Source organism: Pseudoduganella violaceinigra DSM 15887, assembly GCF_000425385.1.
Classification (GTDB): Bacteria; Pseudomonadota; Gammaproteobacteria; order Burkholderiales; family Burkholderiaceae_D; genus Rugamonas; species Rugamonas violaceinigra.
Genome location: NZ_AUDI01000019.1, coordinates 145938 through 169284 on the forward strand (window position 1 = coordinate 145938; position 23347 = coordinate 169284).

At 63.4% G+C, this 23347-nt stretch carries 19 protein-coding genes; 6 read left to right on the forward strand and 13 right to left on the reverse strand.

Annotation, left to right across the window (positions count from 1 at the left end; all coding sequences use genetic code 11):
* The first annotated feature begins 166 nt into the window (after positions 1 to 166).
* Complete coding sequence (locus tag H597_RS30745; protein WP_051293751.1) at positions 167 to 1987, forward strand: methyl-accepting chemotaxis protein; 1821 nt, start codon at positions 167 to 169, stop codon at positions 1985 to 1987.
* Here the strand turns inward: H597_RS30745 and H597_RS0112850 are convergent.
* From H597_RS0112850 to H597_RS30750, 3 genes are read right to left on the reverse strand one after another with little or no spacing between them, the layout of a single operon-like run.
* Complete coding sequence (locus H597_RS0112850) at positions 1984 to 2757, reverse strand: PP2C family protein-serine/threonine phosphatase (protein ID WP_051293752.1); 774 nt, start codon at positions 2755 to 2757, stop codon at positions 1984 to 1986. The genes H597_RS30745 and H597_RS0112850 overlap by 4 nt on opposite strands.
* Positions 2754 to 3752 (reverse strand): ABC transporter substrate-binding protein, encoded by a 999-nt coding sequence (locus H597_RS0112855; RefSeq protein WP_083941070.1) that lies wholly within the window; start codon positions 3750 to 3752, stop codon positions 2754 to 2756. Before H597_RS0112855 ends, H597_RS0112850 begins: the two co-directional genes overlap by 4 nt.
* 2 nt (positions 3753 to 3754) lie before the next feature.
* Positions 3755 to 6136 carry a penicillin-binding protein 1A gene (locus H597_RS30750; RefSeq protein WP_154668085.1) on the reverse strand — a complete coding sequence of 794 codons (2382 nt, stop codon included), beginning with the start codon at positions 6134 to 6136 and terminating at the stop codon, positions 3755 to 3757.
* A gap of 107 nt (positions 6137 to 6243) precedes the next feature.
* Between H597_RS30750 and H597_RS0112865 the strand changes: the two genes are divergently transcribed.
* Genes H597_RS0112865 through glpD form a run of 3 tightly spaced genes read left to right on the forward strand, consistent with a single transcriptional unit; the run spans position 6244 to position 11292 of the window.
* Positions 6244 to 8475: an OPT family oligopeptide transporter gene (locus tag H597_RS0112865; RefSeq protein WP_229632162.1), complete on the forward strand. Its 2232-nt coding sequence runs from the start codon at positions 6244 to 6246 to the stop codon at positions 8473 to 8475.
* Between the two features lie 13 nt (positions 8476 to 8488).
* A complete protein-coding gene (locus tag H597_RS0112870) occupies positions 8489 to 9766 on the forward strand; it encodes a metal-dependent hydrolase family protein (RefSeq protein WP_028102509.1) in 1278 nt (425 codons plus the stop codon).
* An 11-nt stretch (positions 9767 to 9777) separates the two neighbouring features.
* Positions 9778 to 11292 (forward strand): glycerol-3-phosphate dehydrogenase, encoded by a 1515-nt coding sequence (gene glpD / locus H597_RS0112875; RefSeq protein WP_035374053.1) that lies wholly within the window; start codon positions 9778 to 9780, stop codon positions 11290 to 11292.
* A gap of 101 nt (positions 11293 to 11393) precedes the next feature.
* On the opposite strand, the gene H597_RS0112880 is transcribed toward glpD, so the two are convergent.
* The gene (locus H597_RS0112880; RefSeq protein ID WP_035374055.1) at positions 11394 to 12899 is read right to left on the reverse strand and encodes a peptide MFS transporter; all 1506 of its coding nucleotides are present in this window, start codon (positions 12897 to 12899) and stop codon (positions 11394 to 11396) included.
* 183 nt (positions 12900 to 13082) lie between these two features.
* Here H597_RS0112880 and ppnN point away from each other — a divergent pair, with 183 nt between their 5' ends.
* Positions 13083 to 14453 carry a nucleotide 5'-monophosphate nucleosidase PpnN gene (gene ppnN, locus H597_RS0112885; protein WP_028102512.1) on the forward strand — a complete coding sequence of 457 codons (1371 nt, stop codon included), beginning with the start codon at positions 13083 to 13085 and terminating at the stop codon, positions 14451 to 14453.
* Positions 14454 to 14585: 132 nt separating this feature from the next.
* Here ppnN and lysS read toward each other — a convergent pair whose 3' ends face one another.
* From lysS to H597_RS0112930, 9 genes are all read right to left on the reverse strand, one after another.
* On the reverse strand, positions 14586 to 16124 hold the full coding sequence (gene lysS / locus H597_RS0112890; protein WP_028102513.1) for a lysine--tRNA ligase: 1539 nt from the start codon (positions 16122 to 16124) through the stop codon (positions 14586 to 14588).
* Positions 16125 to 16128: 4 nt separating this feature from the next.
* Complete coding sequence (locus H597_RS0112895; RefSeq protein ID WP_154668096.1) at positions 16129 to 16788, reverse strand: HAD family hydrolase; 660 nt, start codon at positions 16786 to 16788, stop codon at positions 16129 to 16131.
* A gap of 12 nt (positions 16789 to 16800) precedes the next feature.
* A protein-coding gene (gene prfB / locus H597_RS0112900) for a peptide chain release factor 2 (protein ID WP_154668086.1) occupies positions 16801 to 17905 on the reverse strand; the annotation gives its coding sequence in 2 pieces (ribosomal slippage) (positions 16801 to 17823 and positions 17825 to 17905; 1104 coding nt in all).
* A gap of 70 nt (positions 17906 to 17975) precedes the next feature.
* The gene (locus tag H597_RS0112905) at positions 17976 to 18353 is read right to left on the reverse strand and encodes a DUF6916 family protein (protein ID WP_028102516.1); all 378 of its coding nucleotides are present in this window, start codon (positions 18351 to 18353) and stop codon (positions 17976 to 17978) included.
* Between the two features lie 3 nt (positions 18354 to 18356).
* Positions 18357 to 18815, reverse strand: a complete 459-nt coding sequence (locus H597_RS0112910; RefSeq protein WP_161630606.1) for a GNAT family N-acetyltransferase — start codon at positions 18813 to 18815, stop codon at positions 18357 to 18359.
* A gap of 22 nt (positions 18816 to 18837) precedes the next feature.
* Positions 18838 to 19359: a phage tail protein gene (locus tag H597_RS0112915; protein WP_028102518.1), complete on the reverse strand. Its 522-nt coding sequence runs from the start codon at positions 19357 to 19359 to the stop codon at positions 18838 to 18840.
* Positions 19360 to 19373: 14 nt separating this feature from the next.
* Positions 19374 to 19910, reverse strand: a complete 537-nt coding sequence (locus H597_RS0112920) for a phage tail protein (protein WP_028102519.1) — start codon at positions 19908 to 19910, stop codon at positions 19374 to 19376.
* A gap of 19 nt (positions 19911 to 19929) precedes the next feature.
* Positions 19930 to 20439, reverse strand: a complete 510-nt coding sequence (locus H597_RS0112925) for a phage tail protein (protein ID WP_028102520.1) — start codon at positions 20437 to 20439, stop codon at positions 19930 to 19932.
* A gap of 66 nt (positions 20440 to 20505) precedes the next feature.
* A complete protein-coding gene (locus H597_RS0112930; RefSeq protein ID WP_028102521.1) occupies positions 20506 to 21117 on the reverse strand; it encodes a PEP-CTERM sorting domain-containing protein in 612 nt (203 codons plus the stop codon).
* Positions 21118 to 21346: 229 nt separating this feature from the next.
* On the opposite strand from H597_RS0112930, the gene H597_RS30755 reads away from it, so the two are divergent.
* Positions 21347 to 23329, forward strand: a complete 1983-nt coding sequence (locus H597_RS30755) for a bifunctional 2',3'-cyclic-nucleotide 2'-phosphodiesterase/3'-nucleotidase (protein ID WP_083941072.1) — start codon at positions 21347 to 21349, stop codon at positions 23327 to 23329.
* Positions 23330 to 23347 lie beyond the last annotated feature (18 nt).

Here is a 23347-nt window from a genome sequence, read left to right on the forward strand (position 1 = left end):
ACGGTGGGTTCCTTCAGTAGCAAAGCGCTTTGTTGTATGGATGGCGCGCACCATATGGCAGTTGTTGACGCACGGTAAAGAACCTTCGATATTTGTTCGGCAGGGGCACAATCTCACCAAATATAACAAGTTATACAAAGTTGTTTAAGATGAAAGGCGTGGTGCGATGTTCAAAAACCTTCTGATTAAGTGGAAACTCGCCGTGCTGGTGGCGGTAATGCTGCTGGCCCTGGCCGTCCTGGGCATGTCCGGCTACCGCGGCATTTCCAACGTGGGCGCGTCGGTCAATGAAATCGGCATTGTGCGCCTGCCATCGATCTACGGGCTGCTGGTCATGAGCGAAGGCCAGACGGCGATCGACAAGGCGACGCTGCAAACGGCCATCTTCGAAAACGATTACAAGGCCCAGGCGATGTTCGCGCAGGTTGCCAAGGCGCGCGATGCGGCATGGGCCAAGGCCATGTCCGGCTGGAAGAAGTACGAGCCGCTGCCGCAAACCGACGAGGAAGCCGTGCTGTGGAAGCAGTTTGTCGGCGAATGGGAAGCCTGGAAGGCGGCCGATGCAAAGCTGGGCGGCACCGTGTCCTCCCTGGCCGGCAATAGCGACGAGGCCAAACAGAAGGAGCTGTTCGCCCAGTTCTTCCAGCAATACCACGCATCCGAGCCGCTGTTCGCCAAGGCGGAACAGACGCTGAACAAGATCATCGACCTGAACGACCGCGTCGCCACCGATTCCATCAAATCGGGGGCCGAGGCCGTGGTCTCGGCGGAGCGGGCCATGGTGGTGACGGTATTGGCGGCCATGGCGCTGGCGATCGTGATTGCCTGGTATATCGCGATGGCGATCACGCGCCCCATCGAAGCGGCCGTGAAAGTGGCCCAGACCGTCGCGGCGGGCGACCTGACCAGCGATATCCCGGTCGAGACCAGGGAGGAAACCGGCCAGCTGCTGCAGGCATTAAAGGACATGAACGGGAGCCTGATTCGCGTGGTCGGCCAGGTGCGCAAGGGCACGAACACAATCGCGGGCGCGACCTCGGAAATCGCCAGCGGGAACATGGATTTGTCGAGCCGGACCGAGGAGCAGGCCAGTTCGCTCGAAGAAACCGCGTCGTCGATGGAGGAATTGACTTCCACCGTGCGTCATAACTCGGACAATGCGCTGCAGGCGAACCAGCTGGCCAAGACCGCTTCCGCTGTGGCGGCAAAGGGCGGCGAGGTGGTGGCGCGCGTGGTGGAAACCATGGATTCCATCAATGAATCGTCCAGCAAGATCGTCGATATCATCAGCGTGATCGACGGGATTGCCTTCCAGACCAATATCCTGGCCTTGAATGCTGCGGTGGAAGCGGCGCGCGCCGGCGAGCAGGGGCGCGGGTTTGCGGTGGTGGCGTCGGAAGTGCGCAACCTGGCGCAGCGCTCGGCGGCTGCGGCGAAAGAGATCAAACAACTGATCGGCGACTCGGTCGAAAAGGTCGGGGCGGGCAGCAAGCTGGTAGGCGAGGCCGGCGCCACCATGGGCGAGGTGGTCACCAGCGTGCAGCGGGTGACCGATATCATTTCCGAAATCAGCCTGGCCACCCAGGAGCAAAGTTCAGGCATCGACCAGATCAATACCGCGATCAGCCAGATGGATCATGTGACGCAGCAGAACGCGGCGCTGGTCGAGGAAGCCGCGGCGGCGTCGGCGGCGCTGGAAGAACAGGCGGCGCGGCTGATGGACGTGGTCAGCGTCTTCAAACTGGATGCCGCGGCGCTGGCGGCCGAAGATGTGCAGGTGCGGCGTCCTTCGACGCAGGCGAGGGCGCTGGCGGCGGCGCGGCCTGCGCGCGGCGCCGCACAGCGTGCGGTGCCGCGCGGATCGGCCGATGCGGGCGCGGGGAAGGCGGCTGAAGCGCCCGCTGTGGCCAAAGCGCCAGCGGTCGCAGGCACGCGCCGCCCGGCGGTGGCAGTGTCCAAGCCCGGCGACGACTGGGAAGAATTTTAAGCGGCTGGGCAGAGCAGCAGGACGGCCGTGATGTTATCGCGGCTGCCGTCCTGCTTGGCCTTTTCCACCAGTTCCACACAGCTTTCCGGCAGGTTGTCCGGTCCTGCGCCTGCCAGGATGGCGGCCAGGGTCGCATCGTCGGATGCACCGTACAAGCCGTCACTGCACAGCAGGTAGATGTCGCCCGGCGCCAGCGGATGGGCGAAGACGTCGGGCCGTACATCCTGCGCCGGTCCGATCGCCTGCAGCAGCAGGTTGCGTGGCGGGAGGACGCCCGTCATACCCGCCTCCAGCGCCTGCTGGTACAGGGTCTGGTCATGGGTCAGCTGCGCCAGCTGGCCGTTGCGGTAGCGGTAAATGCGGCTGTCGCCCACGTGGAAAAGCAGCGCCGGGCCGCCGCCTTGCGGCTGCCACATGCCGGTCAGCGTGGTTCCCATGCCGTAGCCGTCCGCCAGTCCAGCGGCCGCATTGTTGCGGAACAGGGTGGCGTTGGCGAAAAGGACCGCATCCTGCAATTGACTCAAGGCCTCGGCCTCGCTGGCGGCGGGCGGCAGGGCGCGTAAATGCTTCCACACCAGGGTCAGCGCTTCCGTGCTGGCGATATCGCCGCCCACGTGGCCGCCCATGCCGTCGGCGACGGCAAGGAAATTCAGTTCGGGCAGCAGCAGCAGGTTGTCCTGGTTGCTCGGCCGGACTGTGCCGACATCCGTCAGGCCATAGGCCAGGCCCATGGGCATTTGCTGCAATACCGGCGGCGACAGCGGGATCATCGTATTTGCTCCGCAATCTGCAGCACGCGGCCCGGCGGCATCATGCCGAGCTTGCGCGCCACGTCCATGTTGACGAGGTAGGAGTAGCTGCCCGGCGTTTCAATCGGAAGCGCGGCGGGCTTGACGCGATGGTACAGGATTTGCGCGGCTTTATGGGCGGTAAGACGGCCCACGTTGGCGTAGCCGGCCACCAGCCCGAACAGGGCGCGGCCGTCGCGCAGGGCCGCTTCGACGGACGAGAAGACCGGCAGCCCGAGTTCCACGGCGGCTTCGGTCAGCAGTTTGCGCTGCGATGCGAGGAAACTGTCGGGCCCCACATACACCAATTGGGCGCCCTGTTCGGCAAACTGCTTGATGATGTCGGGGATGGCGTCGGCGCGCGGATGTCCGTTGTCATCCAGGGGCAGGGCTTTGACGGTGAATTCGGTTCCCGTGCGTTCCGCCTCGGCGCGCATCTCGCGCATGCTGACCTGGGCATTGATTTCATTCGGCGTGAAGATGCCGGCGATGCGGGCAAAGGGGCGGTAATTGCGGATCGCAATCATCTGCTGGCGCGCCGGGACGACGTGGCTGACCCCCGTCAGGTTGCGCTGCGAGGACGCGAGGTTGGGCACCAGCCCCGCCGCCACCGGTGTCGAGACCATGGTGAACACGATGGGGATATTGAATTCCTTTGCGGCCACGGCCACGCTGACCGGCGTGCCCCATGAGTAGATCAGGTCCGCGCGCCAGGCGCGGGCCTCGTCCAGCAGGGCCGGCACGCGGGCCACATCCATGTCCACGCTGCGCACCAGGAATTCCGCATCCATCCGATTATCCCTGAACCACTGGCGGAAGCCGGTTTCGACATCGGTCTCGCCGCGGAACAGGATCATGTAAATGCGCGGCGGGTGGCCGCTGGTGTGCATGGCCAGCGCCGGCGTTGCGGCCGCCAGCAGGGCCGTGGCCCCAAGCAGGCGCCGGCGCCGCATGGAAGACGGTCGTTGTTCCGGCATGGTCAGGCGCCCACCGGCGCTTGCGCTTGCGGGACCGGCTGCAACGGCGGCTGTCCCGGCGCCGGCTGCTGCTGCGGCGCCGGCGCCGTACCGTCGGCCGGGGCGGGCTGCTCTTCGTCGCCCGGCGCGGCGTCCATGTCCACGGCCAGCACGGTCGGATCGTTGGCGTATTCCTCCAGGACCCAGTCGCCGCGGATCTGCACCACGCCCTCGGGCGCCGGGCGGTCGATCGGCGGATGCTTGGGCAGTGCCACCCGCATATAGTCCATCCAGATCGGCAGCGACAGCGTGGCGCCGAACTCGCGCCCGCCGAGCGACTTCGGCTCGTCGTAGCCCATCCAGGCCACTGCCACCACGCCGCCGCCGTAGCCGGCGAACCAGCCGTCGAAGGCATCGCTGGTGGTGCCGGTCTTGCCGGCCAGGTCAGGGCGGCCAAGGCGGCCAGCTGCAGCGCCGGTACCGCTGCGGGTCACGTCGCGCATCATATTGTCCATGATGAAGGCATTGCGCTGGTCGATCACGCGCTCGCCCGCGTTGGCAGGCGAAGGCGGGTTGACGTCCATGATGGCGGCGCCCTTGGCGTCGGTGACGCGGGAAATCAGGTAAGGCGTCACCTTGTAGCCGCCGTTGGCGAAGACCGCATAGGCGCCTGCCAGTTGCAGCGGCGTGACGGCGCCGGTGCCGAGCGCCATGGTGAAGTTCTTCGGATGGCGCGGCAATTCAAAGCCGAAGCGCGCCAGGTAGGCGTGCGTGTCATCCAGCCCGGCGGCGCGCAGCAGGCGCACCGATGGCACGTTTTTCGACGCTGCCAGGGCGCGGCGCATGGTGACGGAACCGTCGTACTTGCCGTCGTCGTTCTGCGGCTTCCATGGCTGGCCGAAGGCGCTGCCGGGCAGTTCCAGCGGCTCGTCGGCGATCAGGGTACCCGGGCCGAAGCCCTTGGCGACGGCGGCGGAATACACGAACGGCTTGATCGAGGAACCCGGCTGGCGCCAGGCCTGCGTCACGTGGTTGAACTTCTGCAGACCGAAGTCGAAACCGCCGACCATGGCCTGGTAGGCGCCGGTATTGGCGTCCAGCGATACGAAGGCCGCCGCGACTTTCGGCACCTGGGTGATGGCCCAGGACTTCTTGTCGACCTGCATGACGCGCACCACGGCGCCCGGACGGATGGCGATCTCCGGCTTGGCCTTGTCGGACAGCGCCGATGCGACCAGTTTCAAGCCTTCGCCGCTGATGGAGAACACGTCGCCATCCGACGTCTCGACCTTGACCAGCTTGGGACTGGCCTGCACCACCACGGCCGGGGTCAGGCCGTCGCTGACGACGCGCTTTGAGAGCACTTCGTCGATGGCGTCATCGCGTTCGTCCTCGTCGGCCGGCAGCTCGATAAAGGCTTCCGGGCCGCGGTAGCCGTGGCGCTGGTCGTAGGCCACCACGTTGCTGCGCACGGAGGCATAGGCCGCGTCCTGGTCTTTCGACAGGATGGTGGTGTAGACATTGATGCCGCGCGTGTAGGCTTCTTCCTTCAATTCCGCGAAGACGGCCTGGCGCGCCAGTTCGGCCACGTATTCGGCATGGGTGTCGAATTCCTGGCCGCGGTGGTTGATATGCAGCTGTTCCGTCTTGGCTTTGTCGTATTGCGCCTGGGTGATGTACTCAAGTTCGAACATCCGCTTCAACACCACTTGCTGGCGCGAGCGCGCCTTCTTCGGATTGACCGCGGGATTGTGGCGCGAAGGGTTCTGCGGCAAGCCGGCCAGCATCGCCGTTTCCGCGACCGACAGTTCCTTCAGCGACTTGCCGAAGTAAGCCTGGGCGGCGCTGGCGAAGCCGTAAGAGCGCTGGCCCAGGTAGATATTGTTCATGTACAGCTCGAGGATCTTGTCCTTGTCGAGCGCCGATTCGATGCGGTAGGCCAGCATCACTTCGGCCAGTTTGCGCGAAATGAATTTGTCTTTGCTGAGGTAGAAATCGCGGGCGACCTGCATGGTGATGGTCGAACCGCCTTGGCGGAAGCTGCCGCGCAGGTTGGCGCGCACGGCGCCCAGGGCGCGGATCCAGTCAATGCCGCCGTGTTCGTAGAAGCGCGTGTCTTCAATGGCCAGCACGGCTTTCTTCATCAGGTCCGGCACTTCGCCGATCGGGGTGAAGTCGCGGTGTTCTTCGCCGAATTCGCCGATCAGCACTTTGTCGGCGGTATAGATGCGCAGCGGGATTTTGGGGTGGTAGTCGGTGACAGCTTCCAGCGTCGGCAGGCTGGGGCGAATAACGAAGGCCGCGTAGCAGGCCAGGGCGATGCCGCCTGCGAGGGCGGTGAGACCCGCACCGATGCCGGCGCGGAAGATGTTTCGGCGGTTCAGCCAGGAAGGACGATTGATCAAATCAGCTCTCAAGGTTGCTAGATCGGGCAATTATAGACTATGCGGTAGTTGCTACTTCATTGCTAGATATGCCATAGTCCTAGGTGTTTCAGTCTAAAAGGATTTACGTGTTCCGTCCCTATATCCCCGATGCGGCGCGGCTGCCGGAAATGACGTTCCGCGCCTTGTTCCTCGGAACCTTGCTGGGCATGGTGTTTGGCGCTTCCTCGCTGTACCTGGTGCTGAAAGTCGGCCTGACCGTCAGCGCATCGATTCCCGTGGCGGTGATCGCCATCACGTTCTTCGGCCTGGCCAAAAAAATGGGCGGCAAGGACGCCAGCATCCTGGAAAACAGTATTGCGCAGACGGCCGGCTCGGCCGGCGAATCGATTGCCTTTGGCCTTGGCGTCACCATGCCGGCCATCCTGATCCTGGGCTTTGAGCTGGAAATCTGGCGCGTGATGCTGGTGGGCGTGCTGGGCGGCCTGCTGGGCATCCTGATGATGATCCCGATGCGCCGCACGATGATCGTGGACCAGCACGGCGAACTGAAATTTCCGGAAGGGACGGCGTGCGCCGAAGTACTGAAGGCCGCGGCCAGCGATTCCTCGCGCGTGGCGGCAGGCGAGCCGCTGCAAGGCGAATCGGAAGCGGCGCGCGATGCACGGCGCCGCGCGCGCCTGATCTTCAGCGGTTTCGGCGTCGGGCTGCTGTACAAAGCGCTCAACGTGTCGCTCAAGCTGTGGAAGGATACGCCGGAAACCGTGCTGGGTGCGCCGCTCAAGGGCGGCTCGATCGGCGCCGAGGTATCGCCCGAGCTGCTGGGCGTGGGCTATATCATCGGGCCGCGTATCGCGCTGACCATGACGGCGGGCGGCGTGCTGTCCTACCTGCTGCTGATCCCGATGATCAAATTCTTCGGCGGACCGCTGACCACCATCCTCGCCCCCGGCACCAAACTGATTGCCGAGATGGCGCCGGACGAGGTGCGCGGCGCCTACATCCTGTATATCGGTGCCGGCGCGGTGGCGGCCGGCGGCCTGATTGCGCTGCTGCGCGCGATGCCGATGATCTGGAACAGCCTGGCGGCCGGCCTGTCGAGCGTCGGAAAAGGCAGCAAGGCCGATGCCACGCGCCGCACCGAGCAGGACATCCCGATGAAGTGGGTGGTGATCGGCTGCCTGGGCCTGATCGCGGTGATCACCGCATCGGCGCCGCTGCATATGAATTTGCTGGGCGCCTTGCTGATCCTGGTGTTCGGCTTTCTGTTTTCCACCGTGTCGTCGCGCCTGACCGGTGAAATCGGCTCGTCGTCGAACCCGACTTCGGGCATGGCGGTGGCGACGCTGCTGTTCACCTGCCTGATTTTCCTGATGGTCGGCTGGACTGGGGGGCAGTATTACGTGACGGCGCTGTCGGTGGGCGCCATTGTCTGCATTGCTTCGGCCAATGCGGGAACAGTGTCGCAGGACTTGAAGACCGGCTTCCTGGTCGGCTCTACGCCGCGCTTGCAGCAGTACGCGATGCTGGTCGGTTCGCTGGCTTCGGCGCTGCTGCTTGGCCCGATCCTGCTGCAGCTGAATACCGCCAGCACGGTGTACGTGCCGGCGGCCCAGGTGGCGCCGGGCCTGGCAACCGACGCATCCCGGCTGACGGCGACGGCGCGGCTGGAAGGCCCGCAGTCTGCCGGCGACAGCGCAAGCTACAAGGTCTGGCAGAAAGCGGACGCCCAAGGCGGTCCGGAAGGCAAATACCTGGTCGGCCCGGACGGCCGCGCCGTCTGGTATGTCGACCCCGGCATCAACGGCACCCACAACCAGCGGCCGGACGGCACCGAGGTGCGCAAATACGATGCGCCGAAGGCTGTGCTGGTTTCCTACATCATCAAGGGCATCCTGGACCAGCAACTGCCCTGGACCCTGGTCATGCTGGGCGTGATGATCGCCGTGGTGCTGGAAATGTCGGGTGTGCAGTCCTTGTCGTTCGCCGTGGGTGTCTACTTGCCGCTGTCGGCGACGCTGCCGATTGCCGTCGGCGGGGTGCTGCGCTGGCTGGCGGACCGCCGCAACAGCCAGCTGCCGCAATACCAGGGACTGGACGAGGAAGGGCGGCAGGCCGCGGGCGACCGCAGCGAGGGCGTGCTGCTGGCATCCGGCTATATCGCTGGCGGCGCCCTGGCGGGCATCGTGATCGCGATTACGGCCGGGGTAATGACCAATTTCGACGCCGCGGTCAGCGCCTGGGCGGAAAGCAGCAACCCTTTCTTCAGCGGCGCGCGTGCGGATTTGCTGTCCTTGCTGCCTTATGCTGTAATCATGGGATTGTTACTCTGGGTGGCGAGGGAAAGACCCGCACGTTAAAGGAGGCAGGGCGATGGTGAAACTGGGGGCAGCGAGCCTGGTGCTGGTGGCTGGAACGGCGGGTGCGGCGACGCAAACGGTCGACTGCGGCCGCCTGCTGGACGTCAAGGCCGGGGTGTGGCGTGAAAGCGTCACTATCCAGGTCGAAAACGGCGCCGTCAAGTCGATCGAAGCGACCACGGGCAAGGGCGATGTCGATTTGAGCGGCATGTCCTGCATGCCGGGATTTATCGACATGCACGTGCACCTGACCACCCAGACCAAGCCCCAGATCGATGTGTTGCGCGGGCAGGTGACGCTTGACGCCATCGACCGTGCCTACGATTCCGTCGCCTACGCCGAGCGGACCCTGAAAGCGGGTTTCACCACGGTGCGCGACCTGGGCGCCAACGAAGGCCTGAATATTGCCATGAAGCGCGCCATTAATACCGGCGCCATCGTTGGCCCACGCATGTTCACCGCCGGGAAAACCATCGCCACCACGGGCGGGCACGCCGACCCGAGCAACGGCCAGTCGCGCGAACTGCGCCACCTGCACGGGACGCCGGGGCCGCAGGAAGGCGTCATCAACACCCCCGACGAGGCGCGCCAGGCCGTGCGGGCCCGCTATCAGGAAGGCGCGGACGTGATCAAGATCACCGCGACCGGCGGTGTGCTGAGCCAGGCCGCCAACGGCATGAACGCGCAGTTCGACGACGCCGAGCTGAAAGCGCTGGTCGCCGCCGCCAGGGATTACGGCTTCAAGGTGGCGGCCCATGCGCATGGCGCGGAAGGCATGAAGCGCGCCCTGAAAGCCGGCGTGGACTCGATCGAGCACGGCACCTTCATGGACGACGAGGCGATTGCCTTGTTCAAGAAGACCGGCGGCTGGTATGTGCCGACCATCAGCGCCGGCCGCTATGTGGCGGACAAGGCCAAAGAGCCCAACTACTATTCGCCGCTGGTGCAGCCCAAAGCCGCCGCCATCGGCCCCCAGATCCAGGGAACCTTCGCCCGCGCCTACAAGGCCGGTGTGAAGATCGCGTTCGGCACCGATGCGGGCGTATTCCCGCATGGCGAGAACGCCAAGGAATTTGCCTATATGGTGGAGGCGGGCATGCCGGCGCTGGAGGCGATCCGCGCCGCCACGCTGGGCGCCGCCTCGCTGCTGGGGCAAGCGAACCGGCTTGGCTCGCTCGAGGCGGGTTACGCGGCGGATATCGTGGCAGTTGCCGGAGATCCGCTGAAAGACATCACCCTGCTGCAAAAGGTCGGCTTCGTGATGAAAGACGGCGTCATTTATAAACAGTAATCGGAAAGCGCATGGCGGACGTAGATTGTGATGTACTGGTAATTGGGGGCGGCATCAACGGTGCGGGCATCGCGCGCGATGCGGCGGGCCGCGGCCTGTACGTCGTTTTATGCGAAAAGGACGACCTAGCATCGCACACCTCGTCCGCCTCCACCAAGCTGATTCACGGCGGCTTGCGCTACCTGGAATACTATGAATTCCGGCTGGTGCGCAAGGCGCTGGCCGAGCGCGAAGTGCTGTTGCGCAGCGCCCCCCACATCATGTGGCCGATGCGCTTCGTAATGCCGCATAACGAAGGCCAGCGCCCGGCGCTGCTGATCCGCGCCGGCCTGTTCCTCTACGATATGCTGGCCAAGCGCGAACTGCTGGCCGGCTCGCGCGGCATCAACCTGCGCTGCCATCCTGCCGGGCGTCCGCTGAAAGAGAGCTTTCGCGCAGGTTTCGAATACTCGGACGGCTGGGTTGACGATGCCCGCCTGGTCGTCTTGAACGCAATGGACGCCAGCGCCAAAGGCGCCTGCATCCTGACCCGCACCACCTGTGTCGGTGTCGAGCGCCGCGAGGATCACTGGGTGGCGACGCTGCGCAAGGCCGACGGCACTGAAAAGCGCCTCACCGCGCGCTCGCTGGTCAATGCGGCGGGTCCATGGGCGCAGGAGTTCCTCCAGTCGGCGGGAGCCAAGCAGGAGTCCCGCCACCTGCGCCTGGTGAAAGGCAGCCATATCGTCGTGCGCCGCATCTTTGAGCACGACCAGGCATATATTTTCCAGAACAAGGACGGGCGCATCGTCTTCGCCATTCCTTATGAGCGCGATTTCACGCTGATCGGCACCACCGACCTGGAATACACGGGCGATCCGCAGCACGTAGCGATCGAGGAGAGCGAGATCCGCTACCTGTGCGAGCTGGCCAGCGACTACTTCCGCGAACCGGTGCGTCCGGCCGACGTGGTGTGGACCTATGCCGGCGTGCGTCCGCTGCTGGAGGACGCCGCAGCCGATGCGAAAGCCGTGACGCGCGACTATTTCCTGGAACTGGACAAGGAGGGTGCGCCGCTGCTGAATGTCTTCGGCGGCAAGATCACCACCTTCCGCAAACTGGCGGAAGACGCCGTCGACTTGCTCGGCAAGTCGCTCGGCAAGCCGGCGAAAGCCTGGACCGAGAACGCCTGCCTGCCGGGCGGCGACCTGTTCGGCGCCGTGCCGCAGAACCGTTCAGTGCAGGAATTTTGCCAATGGGCCGCCGCCGTCCAGGTGAAGTACTCCTGGCTGCCGCAAGAACTGGTGAAACGCTATGTGCGCGCCTACGGCACGCGTGTGCATGTGCTGCTTGACGGCTGCGCCTCGCTGGCCGACTTGGGCGAGGAAATCCTGCCCGGCCTGTACGCCGCCGAAGTGAACTACCTTCGCCGTAAGGAATGGGCGGTCACCGCGGCCGACATCCTGTGGCGGCGCTCCAAGCTTGGCCTGCATTTAGCGGCGGGAGCCGAAGCCCGGCTCGATGCCTGGCTCTCGTCACAAGCATAAAGAAAGCCGAGCTCTGGCAAACGGACAAAAGGCGCACGAATGTGCGCCTTTTGTCCGTTTGCCAGAGCTGACCCCGGCTTTTAAGATGCGACTTAAGCTTCTTATTTCACGCCGTGCATCAGTTTCTGGATCTGCGGCGCCAGGAGGAACAGCAGCACGCCGCCGCCGATCAGGATGAAGAAGCCCTGGGTGTAGCCGGTCAGTGCCGATTGCACGGTCATGCCGTGCTCACCGGACATCATCGAGGCGACGATGCCAGACAGGTTATTGCCGATACCGGTGGACAGGAACCAGCCGCCCATGCCCATGCCAACCAGGCGGGTCGGGGCCAGCTTGGTCACCATCGACAGGCCGATCGGGGACAGGCACAGTTCACCGATGGACTGGATCACGTACACCATGAACAGGGTCCAGAACGGGATCATTTTCTTGTCGTCGACCAGGTAGGTCAGCGCGTACATCAGCAGGCCGAAGGCCAGGCCGTTGCCGATAATACCCAGAGCGAACTTGCGCGGGATCGAAGGATTCTTGCCGCGCTTGCCCATCCAGACCCATACCGCTGCCACAACAGGCGCGAAGAAAATGATGGCGAGCGAGTTCACGGATTGGAACCAGGCTACCGGGAAGTTCATGAAGCCCAGGTCGCGGTTCACGATCTGGTCAGCCAGGAAAGTGAACGAGGAGCCAGCCTGCTCGAAGAAGCACCAGAACATGATGTTGAAGGCGAAGATCACCATCATGGCGATGGTCTTGTCGCGGGCCACAGGGCCGTTGCGTACGCCTTCGACGATCAGCATCACCACCAGGATCAGGAACAGCACCGACAACACGCCTTGCAGGGCGGCTGCACCGACTGCCAGCAGGGCGTAGACGACAGGGATCACGGCCAAAGCGCCCAGCGCCACGTAAGCGATACGCTTTGGGTCTTTGGCTTCCGGTGCCGGTTCGCCAATGCCTTTCAGGCCGCGGCGTCCCATGTAGAACCAGAACAGCGAAATGATCATGCCGACGCCGGCGGAGATGAACACGATGTTGTAAGCCGGGGTGTCGCCGGTGGCGAACACTTTTTGTGCCAGCAGCTGGGTGAAAATCGGGGCCAGGAAGCCGCCGACGTTAATGCCCATGTAGAAGATGGTGAAGCCGGAATCGCGGCGGGTGTCTCCCAGCGAATACAGCTTGCCGACCATGGTCGAAATGTTCGGCTTGAACATGCCGTTACCGACGATGATGGTGGCCAGGCCGAACTTGAACACTGTCGGATCGGGGATGGCGATCATGAACAGGCCGGCCGCCATGAAGCTTGCGCCAACCAGGATGGAGCGCTGGTAGCCCAGAACGCGGTCGGCGACATAGCCGCCGAACAGGGCGCCCGCATATACCAGCGCCAGGTAGGAGCCGTAGGTCAGGTTGGCCGCAGCCTGGCCCGAAGCGTCGCCGTGGTAGAACTGCGACACGATGTACAGCACCAGCGCCCAGCGGATTCCGTAAAACGCAAAGCGTTCCCAGAACTCAGACATAAACAGCATCCAGAGCGGAGCAGGGTGACCCATGATCTGCTTGAATTCGGGGATTTTAGCCTCGGTGGTTTGCGTGATAGGACCGCCCATGCGGTTTCTCCTGGTCGAAAAAAAGCCGAATTGTAATCCACCCCGCGCGCTTGAAGGACAATTTCGCGTGCTGCACAGCAGCAATGTGGTATGTTTGCCAAGCTTGCGCCTGTGAATCGGCACATCAAAAGCGTATATTGAAGGTGCAGTCCCCGAAAAGTTCAATAAAAGGATTTACGTATCATGGACAGCAACGTTGTCGATACTCTTATCGCTCCGGAGGGCAGGCTGGAAGTCCTGTCCAAGGCGGAGGTGGTCCAGCTGCTGGATTCGGGCAAGGGCGGCCTCTATAACATCTTCCGCAACTGCGCCCTGGCGGTGCTGAATTGCGGCAGCACGATCGACGATGGAAAGGAATTGCTGGATCGTTTCAAGTCGTTTGACATCACCATCATGCAGCGCGAGCGCGGCATCAAGCTCGATATCAAAGGGGCTCCGGCCATCGCCTTTGTCGACGGGAAGATGATCAAGGGCATTCACGAGCACCTGTTTGCCGTGCTGCGCGATATCGTATTTGTCAGTAATGAAGTCACCGGCAATCCCAAGTTCGACCTGGCCCGCAGCGAAGGCATCACCGACGCGGTCTTCCATATCCTGCGCAACGCCAATGTGCTCAAGCCGCAGCTGAACCCGAACCTGGTGGTGTGCTGGGGCGGCCACTCGATCAATCGCGCCGAATATAACTATTCGAAGGAAGTAGGCTACCAGCTTGGCCTGCGCGGGCTGGATATCTGCACCGGCTGCGGCCCCGGTGCGATGAAGGGGCCGATGAAGGGCGCCACCATCGGCCACGCCAAGCAGCGCTTCACCGGAGGACGCTATCTGGGCATCACGGAGCCCGGCATCATTGCGGCGGAGTCGCCCAACCCCATCGTCAACGACCTGGTGATCATGCCGGATATCGAGAAGCGCCTGGAAGCGTTCGTGCGCGTGGGCCATGGCATCTGCGTCTTCCCGGGCGGCGCCGGCACGGCGGAGGAGATCCTGTATATCCTCGGCATCCTGCTGCACCCGGACAATGCGGACATCCCTTTCCCGCTGATTTTTACGGGCCCGGAAACTGCGCGCGACTATTTTGTGCAGATCAACGAGTTCATTGGCCTGACGCTGGGCGCCGAAGCGCAGAAACGCTACAAGATCATCGTCGACGATCCGGAACTGGTGGCGCAGGAGATGCAGGAAGGGATGAAGCAGGTGCGCGAATACCGCAAGTCGCGCTCGGACGCCTATTACTTCAACTGGGCACTGAAGATCGACGACGAATTCCAGCGCCCATTCGCGCCGACGCACGAAAACATGCGCAACCTGAGCCTGCACAAGAACCAGCCTGTGCATGTACTGGCGGCCAATTTACGCCGTGCGTTTTCAGGAGTGGTGGCGGGGAATGTGAAGGAAGAGGGGATCCGCACCATTGAAAAGTACGGCCACTTCGAAATCCACGGCGACAAGGAAATCATGGGGCCGATGGATGCGCTATTGGCATCCTTCGTCGCGCACAGCCGGATGAAGCTGGCGGGCAAGGCCTACACACCTTGCTACCGCGTAATCCAATAAAGCGTAGGCTTCAAGCATAAAAGCCGGGATCAGCTCTGGCAATCGGACATTTCGCTGCGCGTCGCGCAGCGAAATGTCCGATTGCCAGAGCTGACCCCGGCTTTCGAATTGCTTGTCTTAGCCTGCCTTGGCTTAGTCTTCTTTACGCAGGTGCGGGAACAGCAGCACGTCGCGGATGTTCGGCGAGTCGGTCAGCAGCATCATCAGGCGGTCGATGCCGATGCCGCAGCCGCCGGCTGGCGGCATGCCGTATTCCAGCGCGCGAATGAAGTCGGCGTCGTAGTACATCGCTTCGTCGTCGCCGGCTTCCTTGGCTTTCATCTGGGCCAGGAAACGCGCCGATTGGTCTTCCGCGTCGTTCAGCTCGGAGAAGCCGTTGGCGATTTCGCGGCCGACCATGAACAGTTCGAAGCGCTCGGTGATGCCTTCGCGGGTGTCGGAAGCGCGGGCCAGCGGCGATACTTCGATCGGGTAGTCGATGATAAAGGTCGGTTCCCACAGCTGCGCTTCGGCGGTTTCCTCGAACAGCGCCAGTTGCAGCGCGCCCAGGCCGGCGGTGGCGAACGGCTTGACGCCGAACTTGAGCAGTTCGGCTTTCAGGAAGGCCATGTCGTTCAGCTGCGCTTCGGTGTAGCCCGGTGCGTATTTGTTGATGGCGCCGCAGATGGTCAGGCGCTGGAACGGCTTGGACAGGTCCAGCTCGCGGCCGCCATAGGTCAGCACGGCGGTGCCCTTGGCGTCGATCGCCGCCTGGCGGATCACTTCTTCGGTGAAGTTCATGATCCACTGGTAGTCGGTGTAGGCCGCGTAGAACTCCATCATGGTGAATTCAGGGTTGTGGCGGACCGACACGCCTTCGTTGCGGAAGTTGCGGTTGATCTCGAACACGCGGTCGAAGCCGCCCACCACCAGGCGCTTCAGGTACAGCTCGGGAGCGATACGCATGTACATCTGCATGTCCAGCGCATTGTGGTGGGTGATGAAAGGCTTGGCCGATGCGCCGCCCGGGATCGGGTGCAGCATCGGGGTTTCGACTTCCATGAACTCGTTCTTTTCCATGAAGCGGCGGATCGAGGAGATCGCAGCGGTGCGCGCCTTGAAGGTGCGGCGGGTTTCTTCGCTGGTGATCAGGTCGACATAGCGCTGGCGGTATTTGGTTTCCTGGTCGGCCAGGCCGTGGAATTTGTCCGGCAGCGGGCGCAGGGCCTTGGTGATCAGTTTGATCTCGCTGACTTTGACGGTCAGTTCATCGGTCTTGGTCTTGAACAGGGTGCCGGTCACGCCCATGATGTCGCCCAGGTCCCAGCCGCGGAAGGCTTCCATCGCCTCCTCGCCGGTGGTGTCCACGGTCACGTAGATCTGGATGCGGCCGTCGGCCTTCTGGCCGGAGGAATCCTGCAGGGTGGCAAAAGCGGCTTTCTTGCCGGCTTCGCGGCGCAGCATCATGCGGCCGGCGATGGCGACGGGGACCGGTTCCGCTTCCAATTCTTCGCGGGTCTTGTCGCCATACTGCACGTGCAGGTCGGCAGCCTTGTGCTGGGGGCGGAAATCGTTAGGGAAGGCGACGCTCTGTTTCTCGCGGATGGCGGCCAGCTTGGCGCGGCGCTCGGCGATGATTTTGTTGTCGTCCTGGCCTGGTGCCTGATCTTGCACTTGGTTTTCCGTAGTCATGGTTTTATTCAGTTGTCAGTGTATTGATATCGATTTCGCTGAAGTCGCGTGCAATGCAAATCACATTGTCGAAGGACTTAAACGCTTCAGCAGGCAAAGTGGTTGTCAGGACGACGCAGCGCATGCCGGCTCGGCGCGCTGCTTCCACGCCCAAAGGCGCGTCCTCGAACACGATGCAGTGCGCCGGATCGGCGCCGCAGCGTTCGGCGGCCAGCAGGAACACGTCCGGTTCCGGCTTGCCGCGTTTGACGTCGGCGGCGCCGACGACTGTGTCGAACAGGTCGCGCACACCCAGGCCATCCAGCGTGAAGTCCACGTTGCAGGGCGGGGCGGCGGTGCCGACCGCCAGGCGGATGCCGGCGGCCTGCGCTGCACTGACCAGGGCGCCGAAGCCTTCCACGGCGCGCAGGTGCGGTGCATAGATTTCGCGGTACAGCACTTCCTTCTCGTCGATCAGGGATGCGACGTCGTCCTGCGCCAGCTCCTCGCCGAGGTATTGGCGCATGATTTCGTGGCCGGTGCGGCCGGCGGTGGCGGCAAAGAATGCCGCTTCGTCGACCGCATGGCCGCGGCGGCTGAAAAATTCCAGCCACGAGCGGGTGTGGAAACCCATGTTGTCGACGATGGTGCCATCCATGTCGAAGATGAAGGCGCGCTGCGGCATAGGATTCATGCCTTAAATGCCTTGCTTCAGGGACGCGGAGATGAAGTCGTCCAGGTCGCCGTCCAGCACGCCCTTGGTATTGCCGGTCTCGAAGTTGGTGCGCAAGTCCTTGATGCGGGACTGGTCCAGCACGTAGGAGCGGATCTGGTGGCCCCAGCCCACGTCGGTCTTGGAGTCTTCCAGCGACTGCTGCTCGCTCATGCGCTTGCGCAGTTCCAGTTCATACAGCTTGGCCTTCAGCATGTCCATCGCTTCGGCTTTGTTGCGGTGCTGCGAACGGTCGTTCTGGCACTGCACCACAATACCGGACGGGCCGTGCGTGATACGCACCGCGGAGTCGGTCTTGTTGATGTGCTGGCCGCCGGCGCCGGACGCGCGGTAGGTGTCGATGCGCAGGTCGGCCGGGTTGATCTCGATCTCGATCGAGTCATCCACTTCCGGATAGACGAACAGCGACACGAAGGAGGTGTGGCGGCCGCCGGACGAGTCGAACGGCGACTTGCGCACCAGGCGGTGAACGCCGGTTTCGGTACGCAGGTGGCCGTAGGCGTATTCGCCCTCGATCTTCAGGGTGGCGGTCTTGATGCCGGCAACCTCGCCCTCGGATTCTTCCAGCACTTCGGCCTTGAAGCCTTTGCGGTCGCAGTAGCGCAGGTATTGGCGCAGCAGCATGGACGCCCAGTCCTGGGCTTCGGTACCGCCGGCGCCGGCCTGGATGTCGACGAAGCAGTTGTTCGGGTCCATCGGATTGCTGAACATGCGGCGGAATTCCATCTGTTCGATGGTCTTCTGGATTTCCGCGGTATCGGCGATCACGGCTTCGAGCGTGTCGTCGTCGCCTTCTTCCTTGCCCATCTCGAACAGTTCGTTCATGTCGCGCAGGTCGCTCTCCGCCTTGAGCAGGGTGAGGACTACGCCTTCGAGGGCTTTTTTCTCGCGACCCATGTCCTGGGCCTTTTTCGGGTCATTCCAAACAGCCGGATCTTCCAGTTCGGCGTTCAGTTGTTCCAGTTTCTCCGACTTCTTATCGAAGTCAAAGATACCTCCGAAGTTCGGCTTCGCGGGTGGTCAGGTCCGCGAGCAGGTTGGCGAGGGAATTGATGCGTTCAGCTTCCATGGTTTTTCAGGCCTGATAGTTGTTAAATCGAACCTGAAATTATACCTCAGTGGCCGCCGCATCGGGCAGCTCAGACAAGCAGGCTGAAATCGGCCCGGTAAAGGGCGCCGCGCCGGTCTTTTCCCGCCGGGATCATATAGACGGAAAGGCGTCCCGAAGCACTGTTGTCGATTTCATAAATCCCGTCATCCAGGTCCTGCGTCCCGGCGAAGAACAATGTGAACTGGTCCTGGTGCGGTGCCGCTTTGCCGGAGCGTACGGCCACCAGTTCCAGTGCCGTGCCGCGCTTGCCCTGGTAGGCGATGAATTGCTGGCCCAGTAATTTACTGAATCCGGCCATGCCGATGGTGGACGGGGTGGGCGGCAGAGCGGCCAGTGCGGCGGCGCGGGCCAATGCCGGCGCGGCAAGCAGGCCGCCGGCGGAGAGGACGAAGTTGCGACGTTCCATGACTTATTCCTTTGGTAAGGTTGGATGCCATTCCATGGCCAGGTACATGCCTTCCTCCTCGCCAGGCCGGAAACCGAGGCGGCGGTACAACTCTTCCGCGGGATTGCCTTGCAGGACATGCAAGCGCAAGGGCAGTCCCGCGCCGGCGCTTTCATCCTGCAGCCGGGCCAGCAGCTGGCCGCCGATGCTGCAGCCGCGGTAGGCGGGCAGCAGGCTGATGTCGACCAGGCGGATTTCGGCCCGCGAACGCGCCACGTACAAACGGCCGGCCGTAACGCCATCAACCAGCACGATGCTTTCCTCCATGCCGGGGAAACGGCGGCGGTAATCGCTGACCTGGGCGTCGTATTGCATGCGCACCAGCATTTCGCCGATGGCGCGGTCCAGGATCGACAAATCCGGGCGCGTGCTGGCCACCAGCTCCCGCAGGAAGGCCTGGTCGCCGGCTACAACGGGTCGCAAGGAAAGCTGGCTGCCCATATTGTCAGCTGCGCGGAGGGAAGACCCCGGTCAGCGCGATGATGAAATTCACCACCAGGTAAGGCTGCCAATTGTTATGCGCAGCCCCGCCGCCGGTGACGCCGAGCGGGCCGGCCGGCGACGGCGCGATCGCGGCGGGATCGTGGTAAGGCGCGCTGATCGTGACCGGTTTGGCAAGCATGGCGTTGGCCGGCGACTGGACCGAGGCCGTCGCATTTGCCGCGGTCATGCCGTGGCTGTGCGACGGCAGCTGCAGTCCATCCAGCGTGGTGACCGCTTCGCCGCCTTGCTCGCCCAGGTCGCGCTGGTTCAGGCCAGGCCCCGTTCCCGCGTGGAGCGGCATGCGCTGGCGCAGGTCGGGCAGGGCGAAGGTGACCTTTCCATCGCCGCCGTAATAGGTGCCCAGAAGGGAAAACAGGGCGGTGTTCTGGGCAATCGGCATCAGCTGGCCATTGCACAAGGCCCAGCCAAACGGCGCGAAATTGCCACAGAACATACGGATCTCGCCTACGTAACGCTCTGCCATGTTGGGCTCCTCGACTAGGCCTGCGAAGGGAAAATGCCTTGCAGCGCAATGATGAAACTGAGCGCCAGGAAGGGCGCCATATTATTGTGCGGCTGGTTGCCTCCGCTGGGCTGGATGGCCTGCGGCGCCATAGCGGCGGGGCTCGAGCCTGCCGGCGCATAGAACCTGGGCTTGGCCGGCGCTGCGGGCACATAGGCGTTCGGCCCCGTCAGGCCGATCCCGGTGCCGGTGGCTGGCGGTTGCGCGGTACTGGCGCTCGCGCTGTGGCTGTGGGCTGGAATCTGGCCGCTGGTCAGGGTCACGCTTTCCACGCCTGCGCGCTGGCCGATGACATAGTTGTTGCCGGACAGGGTGCCCTGGTGCACAGGCACCCGGCCGCGCAGGTCGGGCAGGGCGAAGGTGCTCTGGCCGTCGCCGCCATAGGTGGTGCCGATCAGGGCAAACAGGACGTCGTTCTGCGCGATCGACAGCAGGGCGCCGTCGCAGAAAGCCCAGCCCAGGGGCGGGAAATTACCCGCGAACAGGCGAATCTCGCCGAGGAAGTTTTCCATACGCCGGCTCCGGGTTGGTTCAGCTCTGCGAAGGGAAGATGCCCTGCAGTGCAATGATGAAGTTGATGGTCAGGTAAGGCTGCATATTCTCGTGAGGCTGGCCGCCGCCGGCGCTGGCGACTGTATTCGGCGCCAGGGTGGCGCTGCCGTCCAGCGGCGCGTAGTAGTTCAGCGCCCCCGCCTCCACATTGCCTAATACCCGGTTCGCCGGATCGGCCTGGTGGCTGACGGCCGTGGAGATGCCCAGGCGGTGCGTGTGGGCCGGCATCTCGCTGGAGAGCAGGGTGTGGCTGGCTTCTCCTCCTTGCTGGCCCAGGCCGAAGCCCTGGCCGACGTGGGCGGGCGCGCGGCCGCGCATGTCCGGCAGCGCGAAGGTGGTTACGCCGTTGCCGCCATAGCTTGTGCCAAGCAGGGCAAACAGGGCCTGGTTCTGGTTGATCGGCAGAAGCTGGCCATTGCACAGTGCCCAGCCCTTGGGCGCGAAGCTGAAACTTGTCAGGCGGATTTCGGCGAGATACGGATCGGACATGTAGCCTCCATATAGTTGCAAGCACCCCTGCCGGGGTGTTGCGGCCGTTTCAGTGGGGGGGAAGGTTCAGGAGCGCGCGCTGCGCCGGCGGCTCAGGCCCAGGGCAGCCAAGCCGCCCGCCAGCAAGGCCAGCGCGGCGGGCTCGGGGATGCCCGGGTCGTTCGGGCCGCGCAGGAATTCAAGGCTGATATTATCGAGCTGGTTCCAGAAGGTGGGATCGCCGTTGAAGTTGCCGAATTCGAGGACCGTGCTGTTCTTGCTTGCGGTGACGATCAAGGTGTGGCTGACCCAATCTCCGGCGACGTCGATTTCATCGAAGACGTTTTTGCCATCGAAATTCACCTGGGCTTCGTTCTGCGGAGGGAATTGCGGGTCGCCGGTCCAGCGTTGCAAGTCGAACTTGAGCTGGTAGGTCGCGCCGGCGATGGTGCCGATGGTCTGGCTGAGGAAGCCAAGCTGGGCGGTGTTGAGGTCACCAAAGACGAGATTGCTGGACACCGCCAGCGGCGAACCGGTATTGTCCGTCCCGAAGGCTTGTCCGCCGCCGCCGGGGCTGCTCATCGTCCACATGCTGTAGTCGAGGTTTTCGAAATCTCCGTTCAGGACCAGATTGGGCCCCGCCTGCGCGAACGATGCCGTCAGCAGGAGGAGCGAGGTGAGCGCGGCGCGGATCTTCATGGTCTTTTCCTTTTAGCGGATGGCTGGAAATTGATGTGGATCATACGTCCAGGAATTGCCAATCAAACATTTATTTCAGGCAATGTGGCGCTTCTGCAAAGATTCCATATAATTTTGCAAGCCGCTCTGCCGCGGACCAGAGTGCAATTCGCAATTCTTTGGATTGCAAGTGTTATGTCAGTGGCGCCTGGCAATATTCATCGATAAATTTCAATTAAGAAGATAGCTAATGCGTATCCTTTTTCTCGTGCCGGCAACGGCCATGCTGGCGGCGTGCAGCAGCAATCCCGTGCAGACGCCGGAAGGCGCCCACGCCACGCTCGCCATCCTGGAAACGACCGACCTGCACGCGAACGTCCTCAGCTACGACTACTACAAGCTGGCGCCCGACGCCTCGCTCGGGCTGGAGCGGACCGCCACGCTGATCCGTCAGGCGCGCAAGGAATTCGCGAATACGCTGCTGCTGGATAATGGCGACACCATCCAGGGCACCGCGCTTGGCGACTACCAGGCGCTGGTGGCGCCGGTGGGCTGCGGCCAGCCGCTGGCGATCCATAAAGCCATGAATGCGCTGGGTTTTGAAGGGGGCTCCGTTGGCAACCATGAATTCAATTGGGGCCTGGGCTTCCTGGGCCAGGTCACGGCGAGCCGCTTCGGCGAAGAGGGCAAGCCGTCGCGCACGCAGCCTTGCGCGGGCCCGGCTTTCCCGATCGTGCTGGCGAACGTGGTCAACGCGCAGACCGGTGTGCCGATCTTTGAGCCTTACCGCATCCTGGAAAAACGCGTGGCGGCTACCGGCCCCGATGGAAGGCCGGTCTCCGCAACGGTCAAGGTAGGCATCATCGGCTTCACGACGCCCGCCATCATGGGCTGGGACAAGCGTTGGCTGGATGGCCGTGTGCGCACCGAAGGCTGGCGCGAGACAGCGGAACGCTACGTCCCCGAGATGCGGGCGAAGGGCGCGGAAGTGATCGTGGCAATTTCGCATGGCGGGCTGGATGGCGCGCCGTATGCGCCGTCGATGGAAAACGGCAGCTGGCACCTGGCCCAGGTGCCGGGAATCGACGCGCTGCTGCTTGGCCATTCGCATGAGGTCTTCCCGAACGCCGCCAGTAAATCGGCCGGCTTCAATTTGCCCGATGTGGACAAGGTGCAGGGCAGGGTGCATGGCGTGCCGGCCGTGATGCCCGGACTGTGGGGCAAGTACCTTGGCGTGATCCAGCTGGCGCTGCGCCACGATGGCAAGCGCTGGGTTGCCGATGCCGCTGCGGCGCGCGTGGAAGCCAGGGGCATCCAGCGCCCGGACCGCAGCTTTGTCGAGCCCGACGCCGGGATTGCCGCCCTGGTGATGGCGGAGCATGAGGCGGCCATTGCCTACGTCAGGACGCCGATTGGCGATACGGACTTCCGCATGTCGGCCTATTTCGCCGATGTGGGCGACGTGTCGGCGATTCAGGTGGTGAACCAGGCGCAGGCCGACTACGTGCGCCGTCACGTGCAGGCTAATCTGCCGCAGTATGCCCGACTGCCCGTGCTGTCGGTGTCGGCGCCATTCAAGACCGGTGCGGCCGGCGTGGCGGATTACACGGATGTCGCACCCGGCAGCATGGCGCTGAATAATGCGGCCGACCTGTACCTGTACCCGAACGACCTTCATGCCGTGAAGGTTGATGGCGCCGGCCTGAAAGCCTGGCTGGAGCGCGCCGCGGGGCGCTTCAACACCATCGACCCTGCGCGCAGCGAGCCGCAGGACTTGGTGAATCCGGGGTTCGCGGGCTTCAATTTCGATATGCTGAGCGACCCTGATGTACGCTACCAGATCGATGTAACGCAGCCGCCGGGCCAGCGTATCAGGAAATTGTCATGGCGCGGCCAGCCGGTGCGGACGGAGCAGGAGTTCATCGTGGCGACCAATAACTTCCGCGCCAGCGGCGGCGGCGGGTTCCCGGGGCTGGACGGCAGCAAAACCATTTTCGCTTCGCCTGACAATAACCGGACCGTGCTGATCGCCTACGTCAAGTCAGTCCAGCACTTGACGCGTGCAGCCAATGGCTCCGCACGCAGCTGGAGCTTTGCGCCGGCCAAGACGCGTGGCCCGGTCATATTCCGGTCCGCTCCCGGCAAGCTGGCGCTGGCGTGCGAAGCCGGCCTGGGGTTTGTGCGGGAGCTGCCAGGCGAAGGGCAGTATGAGATTGTGCTGGATGGGCGTTAGCCTGTCGTCCCCGAAATC